Origin of the sequence: Mucilaginibacter angelicae, assembly GCF_042434235.1 — a bacterium.
GTDB lineage: Bacteria > Bacteroidota > Bacteroidia > Sphingobacteriales > Sphingobacteriaceae > Mucilaginibacter > Mucilaginibacter angelicae.
Map to the genome: position 1 here is coordinate 33,256 of NZ_JBHLTS010000017.1, position 22,472 is coordinate 55,727.

Sequence of the window (22,472 nt, forward strand, 5' to 3'; positions counted from 1 at the left end):
ATCATACAGGAGAAAATAATTATCCGGATAAGCACTTTTACATCTCTGTTTTTTTCACATATTTAATCATTATTTAAACCTTATATCGAAAAATATGGGCCTGTTCAATATCCTTCGTAACGAATTTATAGATGTAATAGAGTGGGTTGATACCACCCAAAATACACTTGTGTGGAAATTTCCGCGCCACGATAATGCCATAAAAATGGGTGCTAAACTCATTGTACGTGAGTCGCAGGCAGCCGTTTTCATGAATGAGGGCCGCATTGCCGATGTGTTCACTGCCGGTACCTATGAACTGCAAACTCAGAATATGCCATTGTTAACCACTTTAATGAGCTGGAAATACGGCTTTGAAAGCCCCTTTAAGGTTGATGTATATTTTGTAAGCCTGCGCCAGTTCACCAATCAAAAATGGGGAACAAAAAACCCGGTAATGCTCCGCGATGCCGAGTTTGGGCCGGTACGGTTAAGGGCATTTGGCTCGTTCAATTTCAAAGTTCAGGACCCTCAAACATTCATTAAAGAAATCGCTGCCACCAATCCCGATTTTATTATTGAGGATATTAATGAGCAGCTGCGTAATACTGTTGTATCGCGCGGGATGGATGCCGTTGCCGAATCAAAAATAAACGTGCTCGACCTGGCAGCCAACTACAACGAAATGGGCAAATTCATAACCGAATCTATCCAGCCTGATTTTGCTGAACTTGGCCTCAGCCTTACCAAATTATTGGTCGAAAACATTTCCCTCCCGCCCGAAGTTGAGCAGATGCTTGATAAACGCAGCGAGATGGGCATATTGGGCAATCTTGGTGCTTATGCACAATTCCAGGCTGCCAATGCCATTGAAAAATCTGCCGAAAACACCATCGGCGGTAATTTAGGTGCTGCCGGTATGGGCTTGGGGGTTGGCGCTGCCATGATGGGCCAGGTAGGCAATATCTTTCAACAAAACCAGTTTAACCCCAATACTCCCGGTGCAGATGCGCCACCTCCGCCACCCCTCCCGGCTGTTCAATATCACATTGTAAAAGACGGAAAGTCTGACGGGCCGCACTCGCTCAATGAGATCAGTGCCATGGTCAGCAACGGGGTGTTAAGCAGGGAAAGTATGGTTTGGAAAAAAGGGATGGCTGCATGGGCTGCCGCCTCATCGGTTGAAGAGATAGCTGAATTTTTCAATAATGTACCTCCGCCGATAGCCTGATCTGCAATTATTCCTAAATCTATATTTCTGAAATGAACAACGAGGTTAATCCATCGGCCATAAACAATTCATTAAACTGTTCGGGCTGCGGCGCATTGCTGCACTTTAATCCTGGCACCCATAATTTGCTGTGCGATTATTGCGGCGTGAGCAATGTTATTGAAAGTGCTCCCGACAGTCGCGACATTTTGCCTTATGACTATGAGGAATTTGTTGCCGGCATCGATAATAATAAACAAAGCGCCGATCTTAAAGTAGTGAATTGCAAAAACTGCGGCTCCCAAACTATCCTTGATCAGTTTGTAACCTCAGATAAATGCCCTTTTTGTACAGCTCCTTTGGTGTTAGATCTGGAAAGCGGCCAACAATACGTGCCCCCTCATTATATTTTACCTTTTGCCATTACGCAACAACAGGGAGTAGATTTTTTCAAAAAATGGCTTAAAAGCCTTTGGTGGGCGCCAGGTGATCTTGCTAAAAAGGTAAGTGACAGTTCCTCAGCCTTAAAAGGTGTTTACCTACCGCACTGGACTTTTGATACCTATACTGTAACCGATTACAGTGGCGAACGAGGCGATTACTACTATACCACCGAAACCTATACCGAAACAGTTAATGGCCGGGAAGAAACCAGGACCCGGGAGGTAAGGCACACCAGCTGGTCGTACGTGTCAGGAACAGTGGAGTGTGATTTTCAGGACCTGATGGTTCCTGCCAGTAATTCGTTACCCGAAAAAACGCTCAATAAGCTTGGCCCCTGGAATTTTGACATGCTGATTAAGTTTGATGAACGCTACATGAGCGGCTTCCGTTCCGAAACTTACCAGCTGAACCCTGAACAGGGCTTTGTTAAAGCAGTTGAACAAACCGCAGGAACAATAAACTCGGCCATAAGAGATGATATCGGCGGCGACGAACAAAGGATAGACAGCACCGATACCGACTACCTGAATAAAGCGATAAAATACCTGATGCTGCCGGTTTGGGTAAGCGCTTATAGCTATAATAACAAGATCTATCAGTTTACAGTTAATGCCAGTACCGGCGAAGTTATAGGCCAGCGACCGATAAGCGCTATGAAGATAATACTCGCTGTGTTGCTTTTAATTGTTTTGATAATAATTGGGGTGATCTTATTTCAGAATGCGCATGCTGCTTAGCTTGACAAAACGTACCTGAAGACTTACGAAGTTTTTGAAACTTCGTAAGTCTTTGCTAAGCCGCAAAGGTTTTTCTTAGTGCCTGCACGTGTTTGCTGTCTTATATTAATTGCAAGTATTAACTTAATTCTTCACCCTATTTTGCTCACTTTCGGCCCCGTTAGCATCATGCTGGCGCTGACCGGATATGGTTTTGCCGAAGCGGTAACTGAGCGACAATACTCCGGTACGGGTATCGCTCAGGTTACGCCAATCGGCCCGGGTTTGGGCAAGGTGAGTGATAACACCGGTATTTTTAAAAGTATAGAATATATCGTTTACAACCAGCTTAAGCGTTGTCTTTGCCGAAAGCTTTTTGGAAACAGCGGCGTTTACCTTGCCCCTGCTGCCCAGCACAAACTGTGCACTGGTAATTTTGCTTTGGTAACCGCCATCAAGCTGTGTAGTCCAGTCGTTGCCTAATTTAAAGGTGAAGATCGGCCTGAAAAAGAAGTAGGTGCCTTTGGTATCCAGCAATCCGGTATAAAAATCGCTTACCGAATGAATTTGGGATACCCGCCCATAGAGGTGAAAGTTAAACCATTTGGCGGGATCAAAGGTAGCATCAAAAGAAAGCGTTTTTACAGTATAAGTGCCGATGTTACCGGGACGACTGTAGTAAATGCCGTCAACTATTTCGATGGTTTCATCTACATCATCATGCGATCTGCTGTAGCTTAAAGTTGTTGTAAACCTGTTTTTATAGGTATGTGAAAGTTCAAAATTATCAGTAAACGTGGGCCGCAAAAAAGGATTGCCGGTATAATAGGTAAACTTATCAAGCGGTGAAAGGAATGGGTTGAGGTCCTGGTAGTATGGGCGTTCAATACGGCGTCCATAGTTCAGGCTCAACTGGTTGCGGCTGCCGGTATCCAGTTTATATTGCAGGTAAACAGTTGGGAACAGGTTAGTGTAATTGCGTTTAAAGGACGAATCCGGCCGCTGCACATTCCCTAATTGATGCCCGTTGGTTATCGTGTTTTCTACCCTAAGCCCGGCCTGGATGGAAAGTTGTTTATAATCCCTTGTTGCATTAATATAGCCGGCATTGATATTTTCTTTGTAGATGAAGTGATTGGTTTTACCATAATCGGGCATCATAGTTCCCGCGGTGGTGTAAAAGTAATCGGCAATATTATCGGTATGGGTGTAGCTTGATTTTAATCCTGCCGATAGCTTTATCCCATTCTTCAACGGATGATCATAGTCGGCCTTTGCCGAATAAATATTGATGTGCGCCGGCAGCATTCCCGTCAATAAATCGCTGCTTACCATTGTACCATCGGGCAGGTAGCTGCTGTTATTAAACAGCTGGTTATTATTAGTGTAATAGTTAAGGTAATCCAGATCGGCAGAAAACTCATGACCGCTTTTGTCGTATTGGTGGCGATAATTAAGGTTAGCGCCGCCATTCCTGAATAAACCATGCTCCTGGTTATGCGCAATTATGGTGGAGTCGGGCTGGTTAGCCGCATTTGAAAACTGGCTGGTTACCGGGGTTATGGTACTATGCGGGTTATAGATCCCGGTTAAGTTAATACCGAGGGTACTTTTATCTGATATATAGTAATCGGCACCTATTTTAGCGAAGTAGTTATCCCCTTTTCGCCTCACAAACGAGTTTTGTATAAAATTGGAAGTAACCGTACCATTGACATCTTCAAAGTGGCGGTTAATATCAAGGTCGTTGAAACCGTTGTTGTTATTGTAGCTTAAATTACCGAAGATGTTAACCTTGTTGTCGCGATAATTAAAATTGAGGCTATTATTGGTTTTAGCATAGCGCCCCTGCGTATAACTGAGGTTGAGGCTCCCGTTAAACCCTTTGACCTTGTTTTTTTTAGTGCGGATGTTGATCACACCGCCATTACCGGCAGCATCATATTTAGCAGGCGGATTAGGCATTAGTTCAATCTGATCTATAGCCGCTGAGGTTAAAGAACGGAGATAACTTTCCAGATCGGCCCCTGAAAGGTAGGTAGGTTTATCATCTATAAAAATGGTTACCCCCTTCCCTTTTAAACTTATCGCACCATTCTGATCAACGATAACCCCGGGCGCTTTTTCCAATACTTCAAGCGCGGTGCTGCCACTATTGCTGATGAGTGCCTCAGGACTGATTATTGTCCTGTCGATCTTTTGCTGTACAAATGGCCGCTGGGCACTTACATTCACCTCTTTAAGCGAAGTCCCAGAGATTTGTAAAATAACCGGATCCATTACTTTATCCTGCTCCAGTTGCAGCAATCCTGATTTATATGCCTGGTATCCCATCATACTAACTGATAGTTTATAAATGCCAGCTTTTACCCGGAAACTGTATAAGCCTGAAACATCGGCAAGCGCTGTTTTAATCAATGAAGAATCCTTGCCATTGAGCAGGTAAACAGCCGCGCCATCCAAAGGTTTATTATCGGCACCTACAACTTTACCGCTAAGGTTAAGCATAGTTTGTGCGTTTGCAAAAGTTGAGGCAATAGTTATCCAGACGGCCAAAAAAGCCGCAATTTTTATTTTCGTCATATTGTATGGTTGAAGGTTAAATGCTAATTATCTGCTTACTTTTTTTATTTTATGCAATAGGTATCCTGTTTATGCTTTTAGCACAATCAATTATCGGTTAATATTTAGTTTGATGATTATTGTGGATGTTGTACTGCCGGCGTTGAGTCTGTTTGAACATCGAAATTATACGTCCATGACCAGCTTCCCTGTTTGCCCTTTTCGGGGGCTTTTACATACGTCTTTCTGATTTTCTGGTAAATATCATCCGGCATTTTTTTACCATTAACAATAAACTCCGTATCACTCAATTTAAACGAAACCAATTCGTCGCTGTTATGGATAATCCCTTCGGCGATGAGCTCTGCGGTTAGTTTCTTTCGATTGGTATCGTCGAAATAGTCCTTATAGGTTTCAGGGTATGAGTCGGCGGGGTTATATTTAGCCGCCGAGGCATTATAAGCTTTTGCACCGTCACTGTAAGTGCCTAATGACAGCTGAATACCTCCCGGATTTGTTTTCAAACTGCCTAAGGATGTTTTCATTGGTGTAAGGCCTGCACCCGGTTGCTTTATAGGCGTTATTGGATCGGGCTGCCTTGCAACCCGGGCAGTTTGTGCAACAGTCGCAACAGGCACCGGGCGTTGCATTGCCTGATCAATAACCGGCAAATAAGTTGAATATTCATTAGCCGGTACCGTTTTGCCGTTAACCTGTAAAGAGTTGATCTGCTCATTCAGAAAATTCACCTGGTATAATACGCCATCAACCTTAACCAGGCGGGTTTGCACGTTGCCGTTTAGCAATGCCATCGATGTATGATCGCCCACCTCATCCGGATGATAGATCCTGAATTTAGCAGTATCCGGTTTAGCTTTAAAGGTAGTGTCTTTGGGGAGCGATAAAACTGTCTTTGTTGTTTTATTAGCTGGTTCTACTTTTACAGATTGCGGGTTGGATTGCTTGCGAAGCTCCGGCAGGCTTTTACCTACATGCGCTACCTTGTTAACCAGTTTACCTATTTTGTCCGAATTTGAAAAAGCGGCGGTGAACAGTATTGCCATAGCCAGGCAAATAGCCAGTAATGACCGCTCCATCACATTTAACGACTGGTTATTATCAGAAAGCATCCGCTTTACACGCCCCATCAAATGGTCTTTGCGGCCGGTTAAAGCCATTGCGTAAGCAGGGGCAGTTAATTGATATTCCTGGCAGGCTACCAAAGCCCTGATATAATTCACCTTGCTGCCGGTATGGGTAACGGCAATATCGTCGCAGCAGTTTTCGCGCTCGGCGCGGATCAAAGAAGCAATCCAAAGGACGGCAGGGTTAAAGAAAAAAACGATCTCCATCATACTTACCAGCAGGTTCATGATATAATCACGGCGGCGAATGTGGGCCAGCTCATGCACCAGGATAGCTTCTATTGCTGATGGCGGCATTGCGGTGATCAGCCCTGCGGGGATGAGGATCAAAGGTTTTAAATGCCCTATTACCATAGGTACTTTGGCCATTCCCGATTCGGCAATACCCACCAACCGCTTAATGCCCAATTGCAAAGCCAGTTGCTTTACCCGGTTTTCCCATGCCTCGCTCACAGCCAAAACCTGCCGCCTGCGCAGGTAATACAAACTATGCAAACCAGTAAGCAATTGTAATACACGCGCCATCACCACCAAAAACCACACAAAAACAATACTGCCCGAATGATCATTTAAAAAGCGTGATACCACCTGGTAATCATTGGTTTTGGTAACGGGTTGCGTTGTTACTGCTGTATTTGCGGCAATGACAACCTGCCCGCCTGTTATTACCGGCAGGGTTGCTTTTTCCTGCCTTAGCTCATGTACAAATGTAAAAGCAACCGTAAAGGCAAAAATTGCCAGCCCTGCCATCAGCAGGTTATAGCGGCGTACCGCGCTTGATTGCCGGGTGCAAACAACAATTATACCGGCCAGCGCAGCAAGTAATACGCCTTGCCATAACGAATGGATAAGCGTGCTGCAAAGTGCTTTAACCAGGTAGTCGGGGTTTGCTTTTACAATGGTAATATCCATGGCGGTTAAGTTTTATTGTTAACTATTCTTCCAGTTTTTTGAGCAGGTCTTTGATCTCCTGTAATTCCTCCTGCGATGTTTTTTTATTCCCCAGTAACTGCATCACCAGTTTACCGGCCGAACCTTTATACATGGTATCCACAAATTTATCTAACAGGTGGGCCTTGGTTTGCTGCTCCTCCTCCACTACACTGTAGATATGTTTCATCTGGCTTTCATCACGTTTCAGGATCCCCTTATCGGCCATGATCTGCATTAGCTTTAAGGTTGTCGTGTAGTTCACCTCCTTTTGCTTAAGCAGTTCATCATTTACCGAACGTACAGTTAAAGAGCCTTTTTCCCATAACACCTGCAGTATTTCCAGTTCGGATTTAGTGGGCTCTATTGGCTTGTTTTGTGCTTTCATATCCATCTTCAAAACAAAGGTAGAAAACTTTTCGTACGAAACAAATTTTAGTTAGGAAATTTTTCGTAGGTTGATAAAAAAAGCAAATCGGCATATAAGCATTCAAAGCTATACACCGTAACCGGTGCTGCATGTGATTGATAATATCAACTATAACTGTGTTTTTTATCTAAATAGGTCTTAGCTTTTCTCAAAAACAACTGTGCATTATAAAATAAGCTATCAAAAAATTCTGATTATCTTCGGCACAGTAATTATGCTTGCCGGAAATTTATTACCGATACACATAAAGCCCTGATCCCTTATTCACAATTTAAAGCCTCACAGATGCGCCGTTATTTCCTGACATTTATTTTATTTCTTGCTTCATCTCTCGCGTTTGGACAAAACGAAGTTTACGATAATGGATTAAAGGCTTTTGATGCTAAGGACTATGCCAAAGCTTTTAAACTTTTGAAGCCGTTTGCTGATTCGGGCGATTCTATGGCCGAATATGTAACAGGTTTTTGTTATCTCAATCCCGAATCGGAATTAAAAAACGACTCATTAGCCGAACATTACCTGATTAGCGCTGCCGAAAAATTTAATCCCAGGGCAATGGGCTTACTTTCCGTTTATTACTTTCAAAAGGGAATAGAAAATGAAAAACTCAAAATACAGGCATTGGTTTGGGCAGAAATAGCCGGAGCTTATGACCCGGCTTTCAATGCAACAACGACAAGAATTTTGATCAGGAGCTATCTGAATGAAAAAGAATTGAGCGAAGTAGAAAATATTTTGAAAGACAAGAAAAGCAAATACGACAAAATAAATCTTGATGCATTCTATAAACTCAACAAGCAAATAAAATCGACGGAAAAAGAGTCTGAAAAAACCAAGATCCCTGAAAATAAATACAACCTGATTGAGAACCCTTACCGTGACTGGGTTTACAGATGGAAACTTAGGGAGTTTGAATGTGATACTATGTATTATACTTCCCAAATTGAACCGGCGGTAATTGACTCAGCTTTAAATAAAATTAGTAAGAGCCGGACATTTGAAATATCTTTTCTCTATAACAACGATAATTTAAAAACTTTTGACATTACCAAAGACGAGCAAAACTATCTGATAAAAGAGCTTAAACAATTGAAAAACCATAGATGGGCAGCCGGTATGTTTCCATATTCAAAGTGTTTAGAACAAAGGGAAATTCAACCAACTTTTAACATCACCGAAAATCTGCAAACAGAAAATGAAAAAAATATGTGCTCGATAGTTTATACATTTTCAAAACCTATTTTTATTCGGAATGGGACCATTGCTTTATATTTAGATCAGAAAAGGTATAGAACTAATTATACCCAGTTAGAGTTTGGCTTTTATAAACTTGAAAATAACCATTGGGGTAAAATTGCAAACGTTTATCAATATTACGAAGAGCAAAAAAATTAAAGTTTGTAGCAGGGTGTAACACTAATAAGCATCAAATAGCCAGAAGGTCTGCAACTTATCTTGATAATTAAGCAAAATAAAAGCAGCCCAAATGGACTGCTTTCACTTTTTTTGGGGGGGGTAACATTCAAAATCCAAATCGCTTCATTGATAAATTGATTGAAAACATACAGCTTTTTCAGAACGTTAAAAATCTGAATATTCGGCCGGGTGCAGAAAAATGATATCAGCATGTGAAACATTATTCTTATATTCTTCATTTGCTGTCAGTGCTTTCCATTGTGCATCATTGCCAAAAGCGTCCCAGTGCTTATCCCTGTCGGCCTTATTGTTAAAAGTGGTCATGTACATCAGGTTAGGCATGTGGCTTCCGGCTATCACTTCCGAATAAAAAACAGCGTTAAAACCTAATCTTTTAAAAAGCCCGATTTCATCACCGGTATTAAACATCCTTACTTTATTAATATTGTATTTTTCCGTCGCACTCTCATAGCTGCGCAGTTCATAAACCCTATCGGCCTTAGCGGCAGTAAGATCAGGGATTGCTGTAGACGGCATACCCGGGAAAGCTTGCAATACAATAGTTTCTATACGGCTATAAGGAGAATTCTTGTAATCTGCATCAATATAATCTTTGCCATCGGCCTGGTACTTTGTATCCGCCTGCAGCCGCTGCTCTATCCCTGCTAACTTATCCAGTGAAGAAAAGGGAGTAAAAACATAGATTTTCCTGTCGGTATCCTGCTGGGTAACCGGTTTAAATACCCCAACGTTTTTAATACCGGCGCGATGGATAGCAGGTACATACGCTTGTTGCAAATATTGTTCGATCCTCGTTTCTTGGGCCGCATTTTTATAATGATATATTTTGAGCTGGTAGTAATTCAAGGCAGGTGCATTAGCCCGCACATTTGAGCTAAAAATTACAGTGAGTAAAAGGCAAAAGCAAACAAATCTGAATGGATTGTACAATGTCATAATGGTATTTTGTTTATGGATTTACTTATTATCGAAAACCTGAGCGGTATATTTCGCCATCAAAGTAAGCTAACAATCCTCAAAAAAAGTAAAAGCATACCACTAATAAATCAGTTAGTTACCTAAGCGCAATTTGATCTGATCCGGGAAAGCCAAAATACCTGGTAAATAAATATTACACGTTCTGAAATATCAAAACTGCATTTTGCTTTCTGCAAAATCGCACAGCCCGCCTAATATTTCACTTAGTTCTTCCCCCTTGCTTGTTAAGGTATACTCCGTTCTTGGCGGATTACCCGGTATATAACTTTTATGGATCAGTTCATGCTGTTCCAGAAATTTCAGCCTATCCGCCAGGATATGATCGCTGATATATTCCAAATCTTCTTTCAGGCTATTGAAACGTACGTTACCGGCCTCAATACTGAACAGTACCTCGGTCATCCATCTTTTACTCAATAAATAGAGGAGCTCGTTAAGGGCGCATTTTTCTTCCAAAAACGATTGGTTTTGAAAGTTGGTGGAGCTTAGTTTTCTTTCTGACATGCTAATTTATTAATGAGTTACTAATTACCGGTTAAGTTATTGATGTCCATAACCGTTTATTGTTCCTTTGCTGCTGTTGCTGCCTTTTAACAGAAGCAAACGGCGCTAAATCGTTTTTAGCATGCAATAAACAAAAAATGTAATTAAAAATACAACACATGAAATACCATAAATTAAAAAATAGGGGATTATTGTTTTCTGAAATAACTTTTGGTGCCTGGGTAACCTGTAGCTGGATGTTCTGGTATCGAACGAACCAGCCCGTATCCTTTTTAGTCTTTTCTTCCAGTGTTTTAATTGTGTTATGACAGAACTGCACCCTGTACTTCGTTCCCTTCTTCGCACAAAATTTAATTCAGAGCTAAAAACTCCGTTAAATGTTGATACTTACCGGGCTTTAATGAATGATTTTACCCGGATAGTTGCCTACTCTAATGATGGCATCAGCCTGGTTACGGAACTGAAACTGGCGCCTGATGGCTTACCGGCTTTTAATTTGAAGATCTATGATGCTGATCCACCCTCGTTGAAACCCGTTTTAGTTTATTTTCATGGTGGTAACTGGATCAGCGGCAGTCTGAAAACCTGCGATTCCATATGTACTACGCTTGCTGAAGGCAGTGGTTATACAGTTATATCGGTTGACTATGCACTGGCGCCGGAACACCATTTTCCCGTTCCGCTATACCAGGGATTGGCCGTACTGAACTGGATTAAAAAACAAGGATGTTATTTTGGTATAGATAAAGAAAAAATAGTTGTAGGTGGTGACAATGCAGGAGGAAACATTGCTGCCGGATTAGTTCATTTAATTAATCAGACACGCGAATATAAACTACTCGGCCAATTATTGGTATGCCCGGCTTTGCATTATCAGTTTGACACACCGTCTTATAACATATATGAAAAGGGTTATTTTATTTCAAAAGAACTAATGAAGCTGTGCTGGGCCACTTATCTGGGAAATCCGGGTGAAGCTTTCAATGAATCGGCATCGCCATTATTAGTTTTTGATGTAGACCATGTTCCCCCAACCCTGATTTATACAGCCGAACATGATCCGTTAAGGTACGAAGCAGAACTTTACGCCGCAGTACTGCAAGAACAGGGGATTAAACTATCATTTCAACGGTTTAAAGGTACAACTCATTATTTCTGGCAAATGGATGCTATTTTGGATACTGCGCGTAAGGCTCATCAGGAAGCTATAAAATGGCTGATCAGTGTAAACAAACAGAACAGCTAACATAGTGTTCAAAGCCTCATTTACAGTTTTTTTAATTAACCTCACAGAAATATCACAGCATCAGGCAGCAGCATTTCTATAAACCGGAATAAAAATTATTGCTGCGAACTTTCTGCAGTTAAATATTCTTATCGTTCTTATCCCTGAGCACAGCAAAATGTTTTCCTGAGATTTTTTCGACAAAAAATTAAATTTTGTCAAATTTGCAAGTATATTTGCCGGCGAGGTAAAATTATGAGCAACCAGGACGATAGCACCCACCAGGAAATTTTGCAGGCCGCCTTGCGTCTTTACCGCAAATCGGGCCCTGCCAAAGTTACCATGGATAATGTGGCTAAGGCTACAGACCGCAGCAGGAGTTCGCTTTACTATTATTTTAAAGACAGGGACGAGATCTTCCAGGCTGTGCATGACCAGATAGCACAGGATGTGGCCGCTGAAATCCGTCTTGCAGTAACTGCCGCGGCAAATTTAAATGACAAAATCAAGGCTTTTTGTTCGGCCAAGATCAAAACATCCCAGGAATGGAAACGCGTATTTAATGCTATAGATCAACTGATAAGCGCCGATGAAAAGTCAAAGCATACCCAGTTTTTAGATGCTTTGCATAAAAAACTCATTTACCTGGAGCAGGGAATTCTATCAGAAGCACTTTCTGCAGGGGGCACCCCATCTGTACGCATTCCGAACAATGCGGAAACGGATATGTTGGCTTTTATTATTTCGAGCGGGATCCGTGGTATAAGGCGCGAAATCTATGATCATAATGATCCACATGATACAAAAGCTGTGGTACAGCTGTTCAGCGACATGGTTACTAAATGGCTGCAGTCTTAATTTTTCAGCTTTTTTTTCGACATTATTTTAATTTTTGTCAATTAAATGAAAAAAATAAATCAACTCAATTTATTCAGGGCATTAGCGAGCCGAAATTATACGCTTTACTTTTTCGGCAGGGCCATATCACAATTTGGTACCTGGATGCAGCGCACTGCTGTAATATGGGTGATATACTCCATGACCCACTCCGCGTTCCTGATCGGTGTCACTATTTTCGCAGAGCAATTCCCCTCCTTTATATGCTCTATACCCGGCGGTGTGGCGGCCGATCGTTATAACCGTTTTACGGTGATCAAAATTACCCAGGTAACCTCCATGATCCAGGCGGTGCTGCTGGCGGTGCTGGTAATTACGGGCCATGCAGCTGTATGGGCCATCCTTTTGCTCAGCGTGCTGCTCGGTATTATTAACGCATTTGATGTACCTGCCCGGCAGGCTTTGATCAATGATGTGGTGGCCAGCCCGGATGATTTGCCCAATGCACTTTCGCTTTCAACCGCAACGGCCAGCCTGGCGCAATTGTTAGGGCCGGCACTGTCAGGCATTGTTTTGAGTGCCTTTGGTGCCGGTGTATGCTTTTTGCTGAATGCGGCCAGTTTTGGTGCAGTGATTGTATCCCTGATGCTGATGAAATTACCGGCCTATCTGCCCAAAAGATCCAACAAAAAAATTATAGCCGATTTTTCTGAAGGCTTTGCTTACATTAAAAACACACCGGGCATCAGCCTCATTATAGTGATGCTTGCAGCAGTAAGTTTACTGGTGCTTCCATATAATACGGTATTACCTGTATTTGCCAAAGTTGTATTCAGGGGTGATGCCTCTACCTTTGGTTATATCAACAGCTTTATAGGTATTGGCGCGGTTAGCGGTACCATTTTTCTGGCCTCACGCAAACCAGGCGCGCATTTGAAAAGGATCTTGTTTTTTAGCACCATGCTTATGGGTATAGGGTTGATCTGTTTTTCACTGGTAAAAAACTTCCCTGCGGCAATGTTTTTTGCTGCTATAGCCGGCTATGGCTCGGTAGCGCAGTTTACCATCAGCAATATTGTAGTGCAATCAGACGCCGCCCCCGAAATGCGCGGCCGTACCATGGGGATCCTGCTCATGGCCATCTTTGGTATGATGCCGCTCGGCAGCGTACTCATCGGCGCAGTTTCCGAGCATATCGGCGCACCAACAACCGTATTGGCACAGGGTATAATAGCTATAGCCATTGCGTTCCTGTTTCTGAAATTTTTAACAAGACCGGTGAAAAGCGCTGTCGAAAATCAAATCCCCGTAGATCAGGTCTAATATATCCATACCGGCCTGAAAGAAAAACAGAAATACTGTTACCCTACAATGCTGTCAACGTAACTTTCTGGTTAAAATCATCCCGGCTCAGTTTCCCTTTTCGTAACTGACTAATGTATTTTAATGCACTTAACCTGTCTAACTCCTGCTGATATAGCAACCGCTCTTCAGCTGTTTGCGGATTTTGTAATTTGAGCCTTATGGAAGCTCTTGATATTTCCTCCTCCAGTATCTCTGCTGAACAAGTTTGGAAATGATTAAACGTGTTTAAGGGAAAAGTAATAGTAGCCATCTGTTTTATTAAACAAGTATAATACTTGCATAATAAAATGGATTTAAGATCATATAATCATTTTGTTACTATATCGATCATAATTACGTTGACACCCGGGAGACCAGCACCATTCCCCGTAATAACCGACAATGAGCAGGAATAAACCGGCGATAGTTTTCACACCAAATTCAGGGCTTATATCATAATTACAATTTACCTATCTTTAGTCATAAAATCATTTCTGATGAAAAAAATCATGCTTGCGGCCATGTTTTCTATTGCATTTCTGCTGGGTTACGGCTTTAATCAACTAACCCGTCCGGCTAATACCGGCCCGCGGGTTACCGGCCTTGGCGGTATCTTTTTTAAAGCGAAAGACCCGGCCGTGCTAAAAGCCTGGTATAGCAAAAACCTTGGGATCCGAATAAATGAATATGGCGCCAATTTTGAATGGCACCAGGGTATGGACAGTACTAAAAAGGGTTTTACAGTATGGGCCCCTTTTAAGGAAACTACCAAATATTTCCAGCCATCTGAAAAGCAGTTTATGATCAATTACCGGGTTGAAGGACTAAACCAGTTATTAGCCAATATGAAAACAGCCGGTATATTACCTACCGATAGCGTGCAGAAAACAAGTTATGGCAACTTTGTACACCTGATGGACCCCGAAGGGAATAAGATAGAGTTATGGGAACCTAACGATGTGGAGTATGCCAAAATAGGAACGGTGACAACCAAATAAGAGCTTTTTCAACCCCAAATTCAGCTTCAACAAATAAAAGTTATCAGCGAAACAATTATTTGAGCCGCTGAAGCAAACCGTTTGAGCTTCTCAAGCAAACCGATTTTGATTAACAGGTCTACCTTTGACTTATTAAATCAAAAGAAAAAATGAAAACTATTTTTATAACAGGTGCCTCAAGCGGATTAGGTAAAGCCGCAGCAGCGCTTTTTGCAAACAGGGGCTGGAAGGTAATTGCAACAATGCGTACCCCTGAAAATGCACAGGAACTGGCAAATTTGCCAAACGTTACATTATTGCCTTTGGATGTGACCAATCCCGAACAAATAACCTCGGCAGTGCAACAGGCCATATCAACCGGAAAAATTGATGTGGTGTTCAACAATGCAGGCTATGGACTTATGGGGCCGTTAGAAGGTATCTCCGACGAGCAGATCGGCCGCCAGCTGGATACAAACCTGCTGGGTGTAATAAGGATTATCCAGGCTTTTATTCCGCATTTCAGGGAAACCGGCAGCGGATTATTTATCACCACTACCTCCATCGGCGGGCATGTGGCTTTCCCCTTTGCATCTCTGTATCATGCCACTAAATGGGCTCTGGAAGGCTTTAGCGAAAGCCTGTCATTTGAGCTGGCACCTTTTGGTATCGGCGTAAAAACCGTGGCGCCTGGTGGTATCGCTACCGATTTTGCAGGCCGTTCATTGGCGGTTGCCGGGCACGAAGCTTACCAGGGCGCATTTGATCATATGATTTCCACCGCTTTTGAAGGTGCAGAGTTCAGGTTTTCAAGCGCAGAAACAATTGCAGAAGTAGTATATGAAGCCGCTACCGACGGTGAGGATAAAGTACATTATTTTGCCGGGCCGGATGCGGAAGCATTTTATAAACGCAGGCTGGAATTGGGTGCCGAAGCATTCAGGAAAGAAATAAGTCAGCTTTTTTTAGGCTGATTAGTTAACTTTGAGTAATGGACACAGCGTTAAAAACCATCGGTAATATTACCTTTTCCAGTTATTGCACAGAGAACCGTTCAGGCGAGCAGTTTATCGCCGATCACCTTGTGGGATATCTGCTGTCGGGCAGTATCACGATCATCGATGGTGATCAGACAATGGTTTACCGGGACGGCGATGTGGTGCTGTTCCGGCGTAACCACCTGGGCAAATTCATCAAGCGCCCACCCGAAGGAGGCGGAGACCTCCTGGTGATCAGCTTTTTGCTTGACCAGGCTTTATTGCAGGGATTAGCTAAAGGCCGCCCACCCTATTTGCCTGGCCGGCTACCGCCTGGCGCTGCTTTACAGATCCACCCGGACGAGCTATTACAAAACTGCCTTGATGGGCTGACTGCTTATACCACGGAAGATATCAGCCCGGAACTTGCTGCACACAAGGTACAGGAGTTTGCAATGCTGTTGTTACGGGCACAACCCGAACTGCAGCGGATCTTATTCGATTTTGGCAGCCCGGGCAAGATTGACCTGGAGGCTTTTATGTACCGCAACTTCCGTTATAATGTGCCGATGGAAAAGCTGGCTTTTTTAACCGGCCGGAGCCTTGCTACTTTTAAGCGCGACTTTGAAAAAATATTCCATAGCCCGCCGGGGCAATGGCTGCTGGAACAACGGCTAAAGGAGGCGCATTATTTGATCAGGGAGAAAAGCGCACGGCCGTCATCCGTTTACCTCGACGTTGGTTTCGAAAGTTTGTCGCATTTCTCGCACGCGTTCAAGCGTTCTTACGGCATACCACCTTCCCGGCTGACAGCCATCAACAGCAGTCTTTAACGCAGGGGCAGCTTTTATTATTTTCGCTTATGTTAAAAAGGCTTAAACCCGCTCAGGAGCCTGCTTAACAATGTAACATTTTTTGTAACGATACCTGCATCAGCATCTAAGCCGTATTTTAAAACAATGGGGCCATTTGGCTTTGCTGATGCATTTTTTAAAAAGTTAACCCGGGCCATATACATATTGTCTTTAACAGGGATTCCGGTTATATAAGCTATTTTCCCCTTTACTATTCCATATTCCTGGTAAGGGTATGCTTTAAGCTTAATTATTACATCCTGCCCTTCTTTTACCTGGCCGATGAGCTCCTGCGGGATTGTGATCTCTCCAAAAAAATCACTATTTACCGGGTTGATGTAAAACAGGGGTTCACCTGATTTTACATCCTGACCTTCATGAATAATTCCGGAAAAATAAATTTCCCCTGTTTTTGGAGCAGTTAATATGTATTTGCTTTTCCAATCTTCAAGTACATTAATCAATTCACCTGTCGATCGTAATAAATCGTTTGTTAAGGGACCTGATCGTGAAGTGGCATTATCATATTTTGACTTGTTGTACATGTCAGTTTTGTATTCCCTGTAACCTGTAAAAAAAGCCTGATAATATGGGCTTAGTTTTCCGGCTTTTAAATTACCCGGTTCATCAAATGTCAGGTTTAATGGTTTATTATCAATTAGTGATTGTTTTAGCTCATTGAGCTTGTTCAGCAAATTTAATACCCAGGCATGATCGACACCAGCTTCAAAATAAGCCAGTGGCTGCCCAATTTTCACGTTGTTATTTTGTGCTACCAGCAGTTTAACCAGCCTTCCGGGTTCCCTGGCAAATACGGCCTGGGGCGCATTTGATGAAATAACTTTTAATTTAGCCGGAACAACATCGGGATAGCTGATCAATGCAGATACCCCCATAATTAATACCAGGAAGCCTAAAAAGCAGGCACTTCCTCCCCTGACAAGCCATGAGGGTACAATGGTTATAATATCCTGCATTTCGTCACTATGCCGGGTTTCCTGATTATTATAATTGTTATAGTTATTGGGCATACGTTTTTGATATAATGATTTTAACGTAGTTTACTTAGGTACGAGGCCCTGGTAAACCAGTTTTACAAACCCAGTTCCAACTGGTTTTTTACCAGCCTGTAATAATCTCCTTTTTGTGACGTAAGTTCATGATGCGTTCCCTGTTCTATGATCCGGCCTTTATCAAGTACAATGATGTTATCGGCATTGCTTACAGTGCTGAGCCTGTGCGCTACTATTACAACGGTGCGGCCTTTAAAAAACTCAGATAAATTATCCATGATCTGCCTTTCGTTATTTGTATCGAGCGAGTTGGTGGCTTCATCAAAAAACAGGAAGGCCGGATTTTTGTAAACCGCACGGGCTATTAGGATCCGCTGTCGCTGCCCCTGGCTTATTCCATTGCCATCAGCCCCTATCCTGGTATTAAGGCCAAGCGGTAAAGTATCAATAAAGTCATGAATGTTTGCCACTTTAATGGCATGATTGAGTTTTTCGGTATCCGGATATTCCTCGCCTACAGCAATATTGCGTTTTATATTATCAGAAAATATAAAGCCATCCTGCATTACAACACCGCATTGGTTACGCCAGGTTTTATAACTTATATTATCTATAGCCTCGTCACCTACCTTTATTTCGCCATGCTGCGGCTGATAAAAGCGTAGCAGCAGTTTTAAAATGGTGGTTTTACCGCTGCCGCTCATGCCAACTATGGCTGTTGTTTTACCGGCCTCTATAAGCAGGTTAATATTTTTAAGCACAGGCTCATTACCTGCGCCGGCATAGCTAAAAGTTAAATTTTTCAACCGTAAACTTTTATCTTTTGGTAAAACATGGCTCCATTCTTTACCGGGAGGTTCTTCTTCTTTAACCTGGTGGATCTCATTAAGGCGTTCCAGGCTTATCTTTGCATCCTGAAAGTTTTGAATAAAACTTAATAGCTGCGAAATGGGACTGCTTAACTGCCCAACAATATATTGTATAGCCAGCATACCTCCCAATGTTAAGTTACCGCTGATAACTGCCTCTGCGCTTAAAAAGGTAATTAAAATATTTTTTCCCTCGTTTATAAATGTAGCGCCACCTTCCTGGTATTGACTAAGGGCAAGCGTTTTTACATTAAATTTAAACAAGCGTGCCTGTATATGCTCCCATTCCCAGCGTTTTTCCTGTTCGCAATTGTTGAGCTTTATTTCCTGCATACCATTGATAAGCTGAATGATACTGCTTTGATTTTTGGCCGCAGTGTCAAAACTTTTGTAGTTAAGTACACGCCGTTGCTTTAAAAAAAGTATTATCCAGGCAGTGTACAACACACTGCTTGCCGCAAAAACAAAAAATATAATGATGTTGTAATAAATAAGCACCACAGAAAAAATCACAAGATTAAACAGGGAGAACAGCGTGTTTAATGTTGAACCTGCAAGAAAGTTTTGGATCGTTCGCTGGTCGTTCATCCGCTGCATGATGTCGCCGGTCATTTTGGTATCAAAAAAACTCATCGGCAGCTTCATCAGCCTGATCAGAAAATCGGTGAGGATAGCGATATTTATCCTTGTAGTAATATGCAGCAGGATCCAAGATCTTATAAATTCTACACCAACACGGCCCACTATCAATGCAAGCTGGGCAAGCAGAATAGCTGTCATAAAGCTGATGTTACGGGTATTAATACCTACATCAACTATTGACTGGGTTAAAAAAGGTGTTATCAGCTGCAATAAGCTTCCGGCCAAAAGCCCAAATCCTAACTGAATAATAAGCTTTTTATACGCTGCAAGGTAACTTAACAGGAACGACCATTTAACTTCACCTTCTTCTTCCTCTTCAAGGTTAAAAAAATTGGGTGTGGGGCTTAAAAAGAGTGCAACCCCTTCGTCCAGGTTTTTGTCGGCGAGCCAGCTGCTTTTAAAGTTGGTTTCATCAAGGGTTACAAGGCCGGTGGCCGGGTCGGCGAGATAGTATTTGTTATCTTTAATTTTGTATAATACTACAAAATGGTATTGGCGCCAATGTAAAATACAAGGCAGTTCGGCCTGTTTTAATTCATGGGTATTAATCTTAGCGCCCAGGCTTCTGAAGCCAATCTTTTCAGCAGCATCACTTATTCCCAATAAAGAAACCCCTTCCCGGTTTATTCCGCAAATTTTACTAAGGGTTCGTTGCTTGTAATTACGTCCATAATGTTTTGCAATCATGCGTAAACACGTTGGGCCGCAATCCATTCCATCAAATTGCTTATAAAATTTAAAGCCCATTTAATTTTGATTTTGCGCGGTGGTATATTTTTGTTGAGCTGATATTAAAGGTATCAGGAATATAGTTGATCTGTTTTTTAGGGGTATAAATATCTTTCAGGTACATCATGTGAAATAATAGAACTTCGTACCGGTTTTTATAGTACAAATATCCATTTTCCCACTTCAGCCTGCCGGGTAAACCTTCTATCATAAAAAAATCAAATAAGGGTTTTATTTTATTTGCCGCCGTTGCCTTTTGTACCACATGCATCATACTTTCAATCCCGCCATTAATTTCAAGGTTAGTATTGCCCGCTATAAATGCGCTGTGTTTAAACCCGGTTTCATCAAAATTGAGGTATTGCTCATCGGTAAAGGCTTTTACGTAATCTTTACTTTGCATAAAAAGCGTATTCATAACATCCGTGTTTTTATACAGCGAAAAACACCCCGGCATCCATTCCGGTCTTCCGCTTATAAGGTCGTATTTCCCCATCAGTTCATCAGTAATAAAGTCGCGGATGTTACCCCAAATTACATCTATATCAATATATCCCCAAAAATCATAGCCATCTAAAAGCTCGGAAAAAAGAAGCCCGCCGGCCGGTTTAAATTCAGATAATTTATAAGCATAGTTACGGGAAACATTAATCCGGAAGCCCAATTTTTCTGTTGCTAAAACATTAAAATCACTCAGCGTTTTGCGAATGATTTTTATGTTGCCGGGCAATGGCTCCTGGTCAAACGGTTCATCGGTAATGATAAAAAGATCAACATCAGGATTATATTTAAAAGAATGTACAAAATATTTAAAATACCAGGGTATTTTGCCATAATAGCAAATGATCAGCGCTATGCTTTTATTATGTTTCATCATATGGCGACTGTGGAATTATAATACCGGGTAATCTTTTTCTTATCAAATGTTTAATGCGTTTCCAGCTCACTTATGCTTTTTTTAAGTTCATATTGATGATATATTTTGGATGGGCTGATGGTGAAGCTTTGAGGAATATTTACAACCTTTTTTGGGAGATTAGGCAGCCTTTTAAAATAAATTAAGTGATAAAAAAGCACTTCGTACCTGTTTCTGTAAAACATTTCGCCATTGTCCCATCGCAGCCTTCCCGGCAGGCCTTCAATTATTAAAAAATCAAAAAAAGGGCTTATATAATTCCGGGCCTCCAGCTTTTTTACAACATGTGTCATGCTTTCTATTTCTGTTTCAACATCGGTATAAAGCATACCATTGGTAAAGGCATCATGGGCAAAATTAGTTTCGTCAAAACAATAGTGCTGGCTGCTGCCAAACACTTTCTTGTAATCTTTACTGTGTAAAAACAAGTGGTTTAGCTTGTGGGTATTTTGGTAAAGCAAAAAACATCCCGAAAGCCAGTCGTGCCTTACACTTATTAGATCGTGCCTGGCAAGCAAATCATCAGTTATGAAACTGCGGATATTGCCAAAAATGATGTCGATATCGCAGTGTCCCCAAAAATCGTAGCCACTCAGGATATCAGAAAAAATGAGGCCGTAAGCTGGCTTAAAATCACATAGCTTATAGCCGTTGGTTATGTTTATCTCCAGGTTTAATTTGGCGGTGGCCAATTTTACGATATCATCAAGTGTTTTATAAATAACTTTAACGTTACCGGGTACGGGTATCCGGGTGTTATCATCGGTAAATATGAAAAAATCGATACTTGGGTTATAACTGCATGAATGCACGAAGTAATGAAAGTACCAGGGTAATTTGCCTATATAACAAGTAATTAATGCAATGTTATTACGATATTCCATTATTGTGCCGAAAAAACTCCAGGATAGTTAGTAGAAAAACAAGGGCAGCAATTAAATAAAACCCGGCTTTTACCCCGGGTTTTATTTATACTACTGGCAGGTTGCGGGGCAGCCAAATGATACGGGGTGAAATCCGGCTCCGAGTCCATTAGCTGTACAATAGTTGGTGCAACTATCAGCACAGTACGGTCCTTTTAAAGATGGATTTGGGTTGTCATTAAGATAACAGGCGCAACAGATGTAACCACCCGGGCCGCAATAGTCACAGCGGTTGCCGCTGCCGGCCATGATTTTTTTAAGCTCAGCCCTGCTCAGCACATTTTTAATGGCATTGAGGCCTAATTTCTCTTTCTTCATGTTTTAGTTTTAATTGACATTTACCAAAACCACGCCCTGGTAATTTAGGCGGTATGCATAGCGAAGTACATACTCCTTCACTTATGGCCAAAGTATCGGTATACGTTGCACGTAAATTTTCAGCTATTAAAGTATGAATGTATAAAAGGCCGTTTATTTGCCAGATCGCATTGTTTTTAATATATAAAAGCCCGGTTATTTTGCCGGACTTTTATATATGTTATAGTACATTAAAGGCAGGATGCGCAACTTAATTGTTGTGTATCAAAGCCTGTTTGGCAGAACCCTGCACATGTATCATGGCAGTACGCGCCTTTTAAGGAAAGGTGCCCGTTAAAATAACAAGCGCAGCATACATAACCTCCTGCGCCGCAATAATCACAACGGTTACTGCTGCCTGCCATAATTTTTTTCAGCTCAGCCCGGCTCAGCACATTTTTGATGCCGCTGAGGCTTAATTTCTCTTTTTTCATGTTTTCAATTCTAAAGTTAGCTGTTTACCAAAACCACGCT

The 22,472-nt window shown here is 41.9% G+C and carries 21 protein-coding genes; 9 read left to right on the top strand and 12 right to left on the bottom strand.

Annotation, left to right across the window (positions count from 1 at the left end; genetic code table 11):
• Positions 1–94: 94 nt before the first annotated feature.
• Complete coding sequence (locus ACFFGT_RS05150; protein WP_377021440.1) at positions 95–1,210, top strand: SPFH domain-containing protein; 1,116 nt, start codon at positions 95–97, stop codon at positions 1,208–1,210.
• 32 nt (positions 1,211–1,242) lie between these two features.
• Positions 1,243–2,370, top strand: a complete 1,128-nt coding sequence (locus ACFFGT_RS05155; RefSeq protein WP_377021441.1) for a zinc finger domain-containing protein — start codon at positions 1,243–1,245, stop codon at positions 2,368–2,370.
• A 123-nt stretch (positions 2,371–2,493) separates the two neighbouring features.
• On the opposite strand, the gene ACFFGT_RS05160 is transcribed toward ACFFGT_RS05155, so the two are convergent.
• The 3 genes from ACFFGT_RS05160 to ACFFGT_RS05170 form a co-directional block, all read right to left on the bottom strand.
• Positions 2,494–4,932: an outer membrane beta-barrel protein gene (locus ACFFGT_RS05160; protein WP_377021442.1), complete on the bottom strand. Its 2,439-nt coding sequence runs from the start codon at positions 4,930–4,932 to the stop codon at positions 2,494–2,496.
• Positions 4,933–5,048: 116 nt separating this feature from the next.
• A complete protein-coding gene (locus tag ACFFGT_RS05165; RefSeq protein WP_377021443.1) occupies positions 5,049–6,968 on the bottom strand; it encodes a M56 family metallopeptidase in 1,920 nt (639 codons plus the stop codon).
• A 22-nt stretch (positions 6,969–6,990) separates the two neighbouring features.
• Complete coding sequence (locus ACFFGT_RS05170; protein ID WP_377021444.1) at positions 6,991–7,374, bottom strand: BlaI/MecI/CopY family transcriptional regulator; 384 nt, start codon at positions 7,372–7,374, stop codon at positions 6,991–6,993.
• A 483-nt stretch (positions 7,375–7,857) separates the two neighbouring features.
• Here ACFFGT_RS05170 and ACFFGT_RS05175 point away from each other — a divergent pair, with 483 nt between their 5' ends.
• A complete protein-coding gene (locus ACFFGT_RS05175; RefSeq protein ID WP_377021445.1) occupies positions 7,858–8,811 on the top strand; it encodes an SEL1-like repeat protein in 954 nt (317 codons plus the stop codon).
• A gap of 186 nt (positions 8,812–8,997) precedes the next feature.
• Here ACFFGT_RS05175 and ACFFGT_RS05180 read toward each other — a convergent pair whose 3' ends face one another.
• Complete coding sequence (locus ACFFGT_RS05180) at positions 8,998–9,789, bottom strand: NIPSNAP family protein (RefSeq protein ID WP_377021446.1); 792 nt, start codon at positions 9,787–9,789, stop codon at positions 8,998–9,000.
• Between the two features lie 192 nt (positions 9,790–9,981).
• On the bottom strand, positions 9,982–10,335 hold the full coding sequence (locus ACFFGT_RS05185; protein WP_377021447.1) for a winged helix-turn-helix transcriptional regulator: 354 nt from the start codon (positions 10,333–10,335) through the stop codon (positions 9,982–9,984).
• Between the two features lie 304 nt (positions 10,336–10,639).
• Between ACFFGT_RS05185 and ACFFGT_RS05190 the strand changes: the two genes are divergently transcribed.
• The 3 genes from ACFFGT_RS05190 (at position 10,640) to ACFFGT_RS05200 (ending at position 13,720) form a co-directional block, all read left to right on the top strand.
• Positions 10,640–11,581: an alpha/beta hydrolase gene (locus tag ACFFGT_RS05190; RefSeq protein ID WP_377021448.1), complete on the top strand. Its 942-nt coding sequence runs from the start codon at positions 10,640–10,642 to the stop codon at positions 11,579–11,581.
• Positions 11,582–11,815: 234 nt separating this feature from the next.
• Positions 11,816–12,418 carry a TetR/AcrR family transcriptional regulator gene (locus tag ACFFGT_RS05195; protein ID WP_377021449.1) on the top strand — a complete coding sequence of 201 codons (603 nt, stop codon included), beginning with the start codon at positions 11,816–11,818 and terminating at the stop codon, positions 12,416–12,418.
• A gap of 45 nt (positions 12,419–12,463) precedes the next feature.
• The gene (locus tag ACFFGT_RS05200; RefSeq protein WP_377021450.1) at positions 12,464–13,720 is read left to right on the top strand and encodes an MFS transporter; all 1,257 of its coding nucleotides are present in this window, start codon (positions 12,464–12,466) and stop codon (positions 13,718–13,720) included.
• A 43-nt stretch (positions 13,721–13,763) separates the two neighbouring features.
• Here ACFFGT_RS05200 and ACFFGT_RS05205 read toward each other — a convergent pair whose 3' ends face one another.
• On the bottom strand, positions 13,764–14,012 hold the full coding sequence (locus tag ACFFGT_RS05205; protein WP_377021451.1) for a hypothetical protein: 249 nt from the start codon (positions 14,010–14,012) through the stop codon (positions 13,764–13,766).
• A gap of 226 nt (positions 14,013–14,238) precedes the next feature.
• Here ACFFGT_RS05205 and ACFFGT_RS05210 point away from each other — a divergent pair, with 226 nt between their 5' ends.
• From ACFFGT_RS05210 to ACFFGT_RS05220, 3 genes are all read left to right on the top strand, one after another.
• Positions 14,239–14,739, top strand: a complete 501-nt coding sequence (locus ACFFGT_RS05210) for a VOC family protein (RefSeq protein ID WP_377021452.1) — start codon at positions 14,239–14,241, stop codon at positions 14,737–14,739.
• Positions 14,740–14,888: 149 nt separating this feature from the next.
• Positions 14,889–15,692, top strand: a complete 804-nt coding sequence (locus tag ACFFGT_RS05215; RefSeq protein WP_377021453.1) for an SDR family oxidoreductase — start codon at positions 14,889–14,891, stop codon at positions 15,690–15,692.
• A gap of 17 nt (positions 15,693–15,709) precedes the next feature.
• Positions 15,710–16,528: a helix-turn-helix domain-containing protein gene (locus ACFFGT_RS05220; protein ID WP_377021454.1), complete on the top strand. Its 819-nt coding sequence runs from the start codon at positions 15,710–15,712 to the stop codon at positions 16,526–16,528.
• A gap of 32 nt (positions 16,529–16,560) precedes the next feature.
• Here ACFFGT_RS05220 and ACFFGT_RS05225 read toward each other — a convergent pair whose 3' ends face one another.
• The 6 genes from ACFFGT_RS05225 to ACFFGT_RS05250 all read right to left on the bottom strand — a co-directional run bounded on the left by ACFFGT_RS05225 (position 16,561) and on the right by ACFFGT_RS05250 (position 22,432).
• Positions 16,561–17,580 carry a beta-barrel domain-containing protein gene (locus ACFFGT_RS05225; RefSeq protein WP_377021455.1) on the bottom strand — a complete coding sequence of 340 codons (1,020 nt, stop codon included), beginning with the start codon at positions 17,578–17,580 and terminating at the stop codon, positions 16,561–16,563.
• A 62-nt stretch (positions 17,581–17,642) separates the two neighbouring features.
• The gene (locus ACFFGT_RS05230) at positions 17,643–19,820 is read right to left on the bottom strand and encodes a peptidase domain-containing ABC transporter (RefSeq protein ID WP_377021456.1); all 2,178 of its coding nucleotides are present in this window, start codon (positions 19,818–19,820) and stop codon (positions 17,643–17,645) included.
• The gene (locus ACFFGT_RS05235; RefSeq protein WP_377021457.1) at positions 19,810–20,679 is read right to left on the bottom strand and encodes a DUF6625 family protein; all 870 of its coding nucleotides are present in this window, start codon (positions 20,677–20,679) and stop codon (positions 19,810–19,812) included. The genes ACFFGT_RS05230 and ACFFGT_RS05235 overlap by 11 nt, the downstream gene beginning before the upstream one ends.
• A 50-nt stretch (positions 20,680–20,729) precedes the next feature.
• Positions 20,730–21,602 carry a DUF6625 family protein gene (locus tag ACFFGT_RS05240; RefSeq protein WP_377021458.1) on the bottom strand — a complete coding sequence of 291 codons (873 nt, stop codon included), beginning with the start codon at positions 21,600–21,602 and terminating at the stop codon, positions 20,730–20,732.
• A gap of 90 nt (positions 21,603–21,692) precedes the next feature.
• On the bottom strand, positions 21,693–21,959 hold the full coding sequence (locus ACFFGT_RS05245) for a hypothetical protein (protein WP_377021459.1): 267 nt from the start codon (positions 21,957–21,959) through the stop codon (positions 21,693–21,695).
• Between the two features lie 230 nt (positions 21,960–22,189).
• Positions 22,190–22,432: a hypothetical protein gene (locus tag ACFFGT_RS05250; RefSeq protein ID WP_377021460.1), complete on the bottom strand. Its 243-nt coding sequence runs from the start codon at positions 22,430–22,432 to the stop codon at positions 22,190–22,192.
• Positions 22,433–22,472 lie beyond the last annotated feature (40 nt).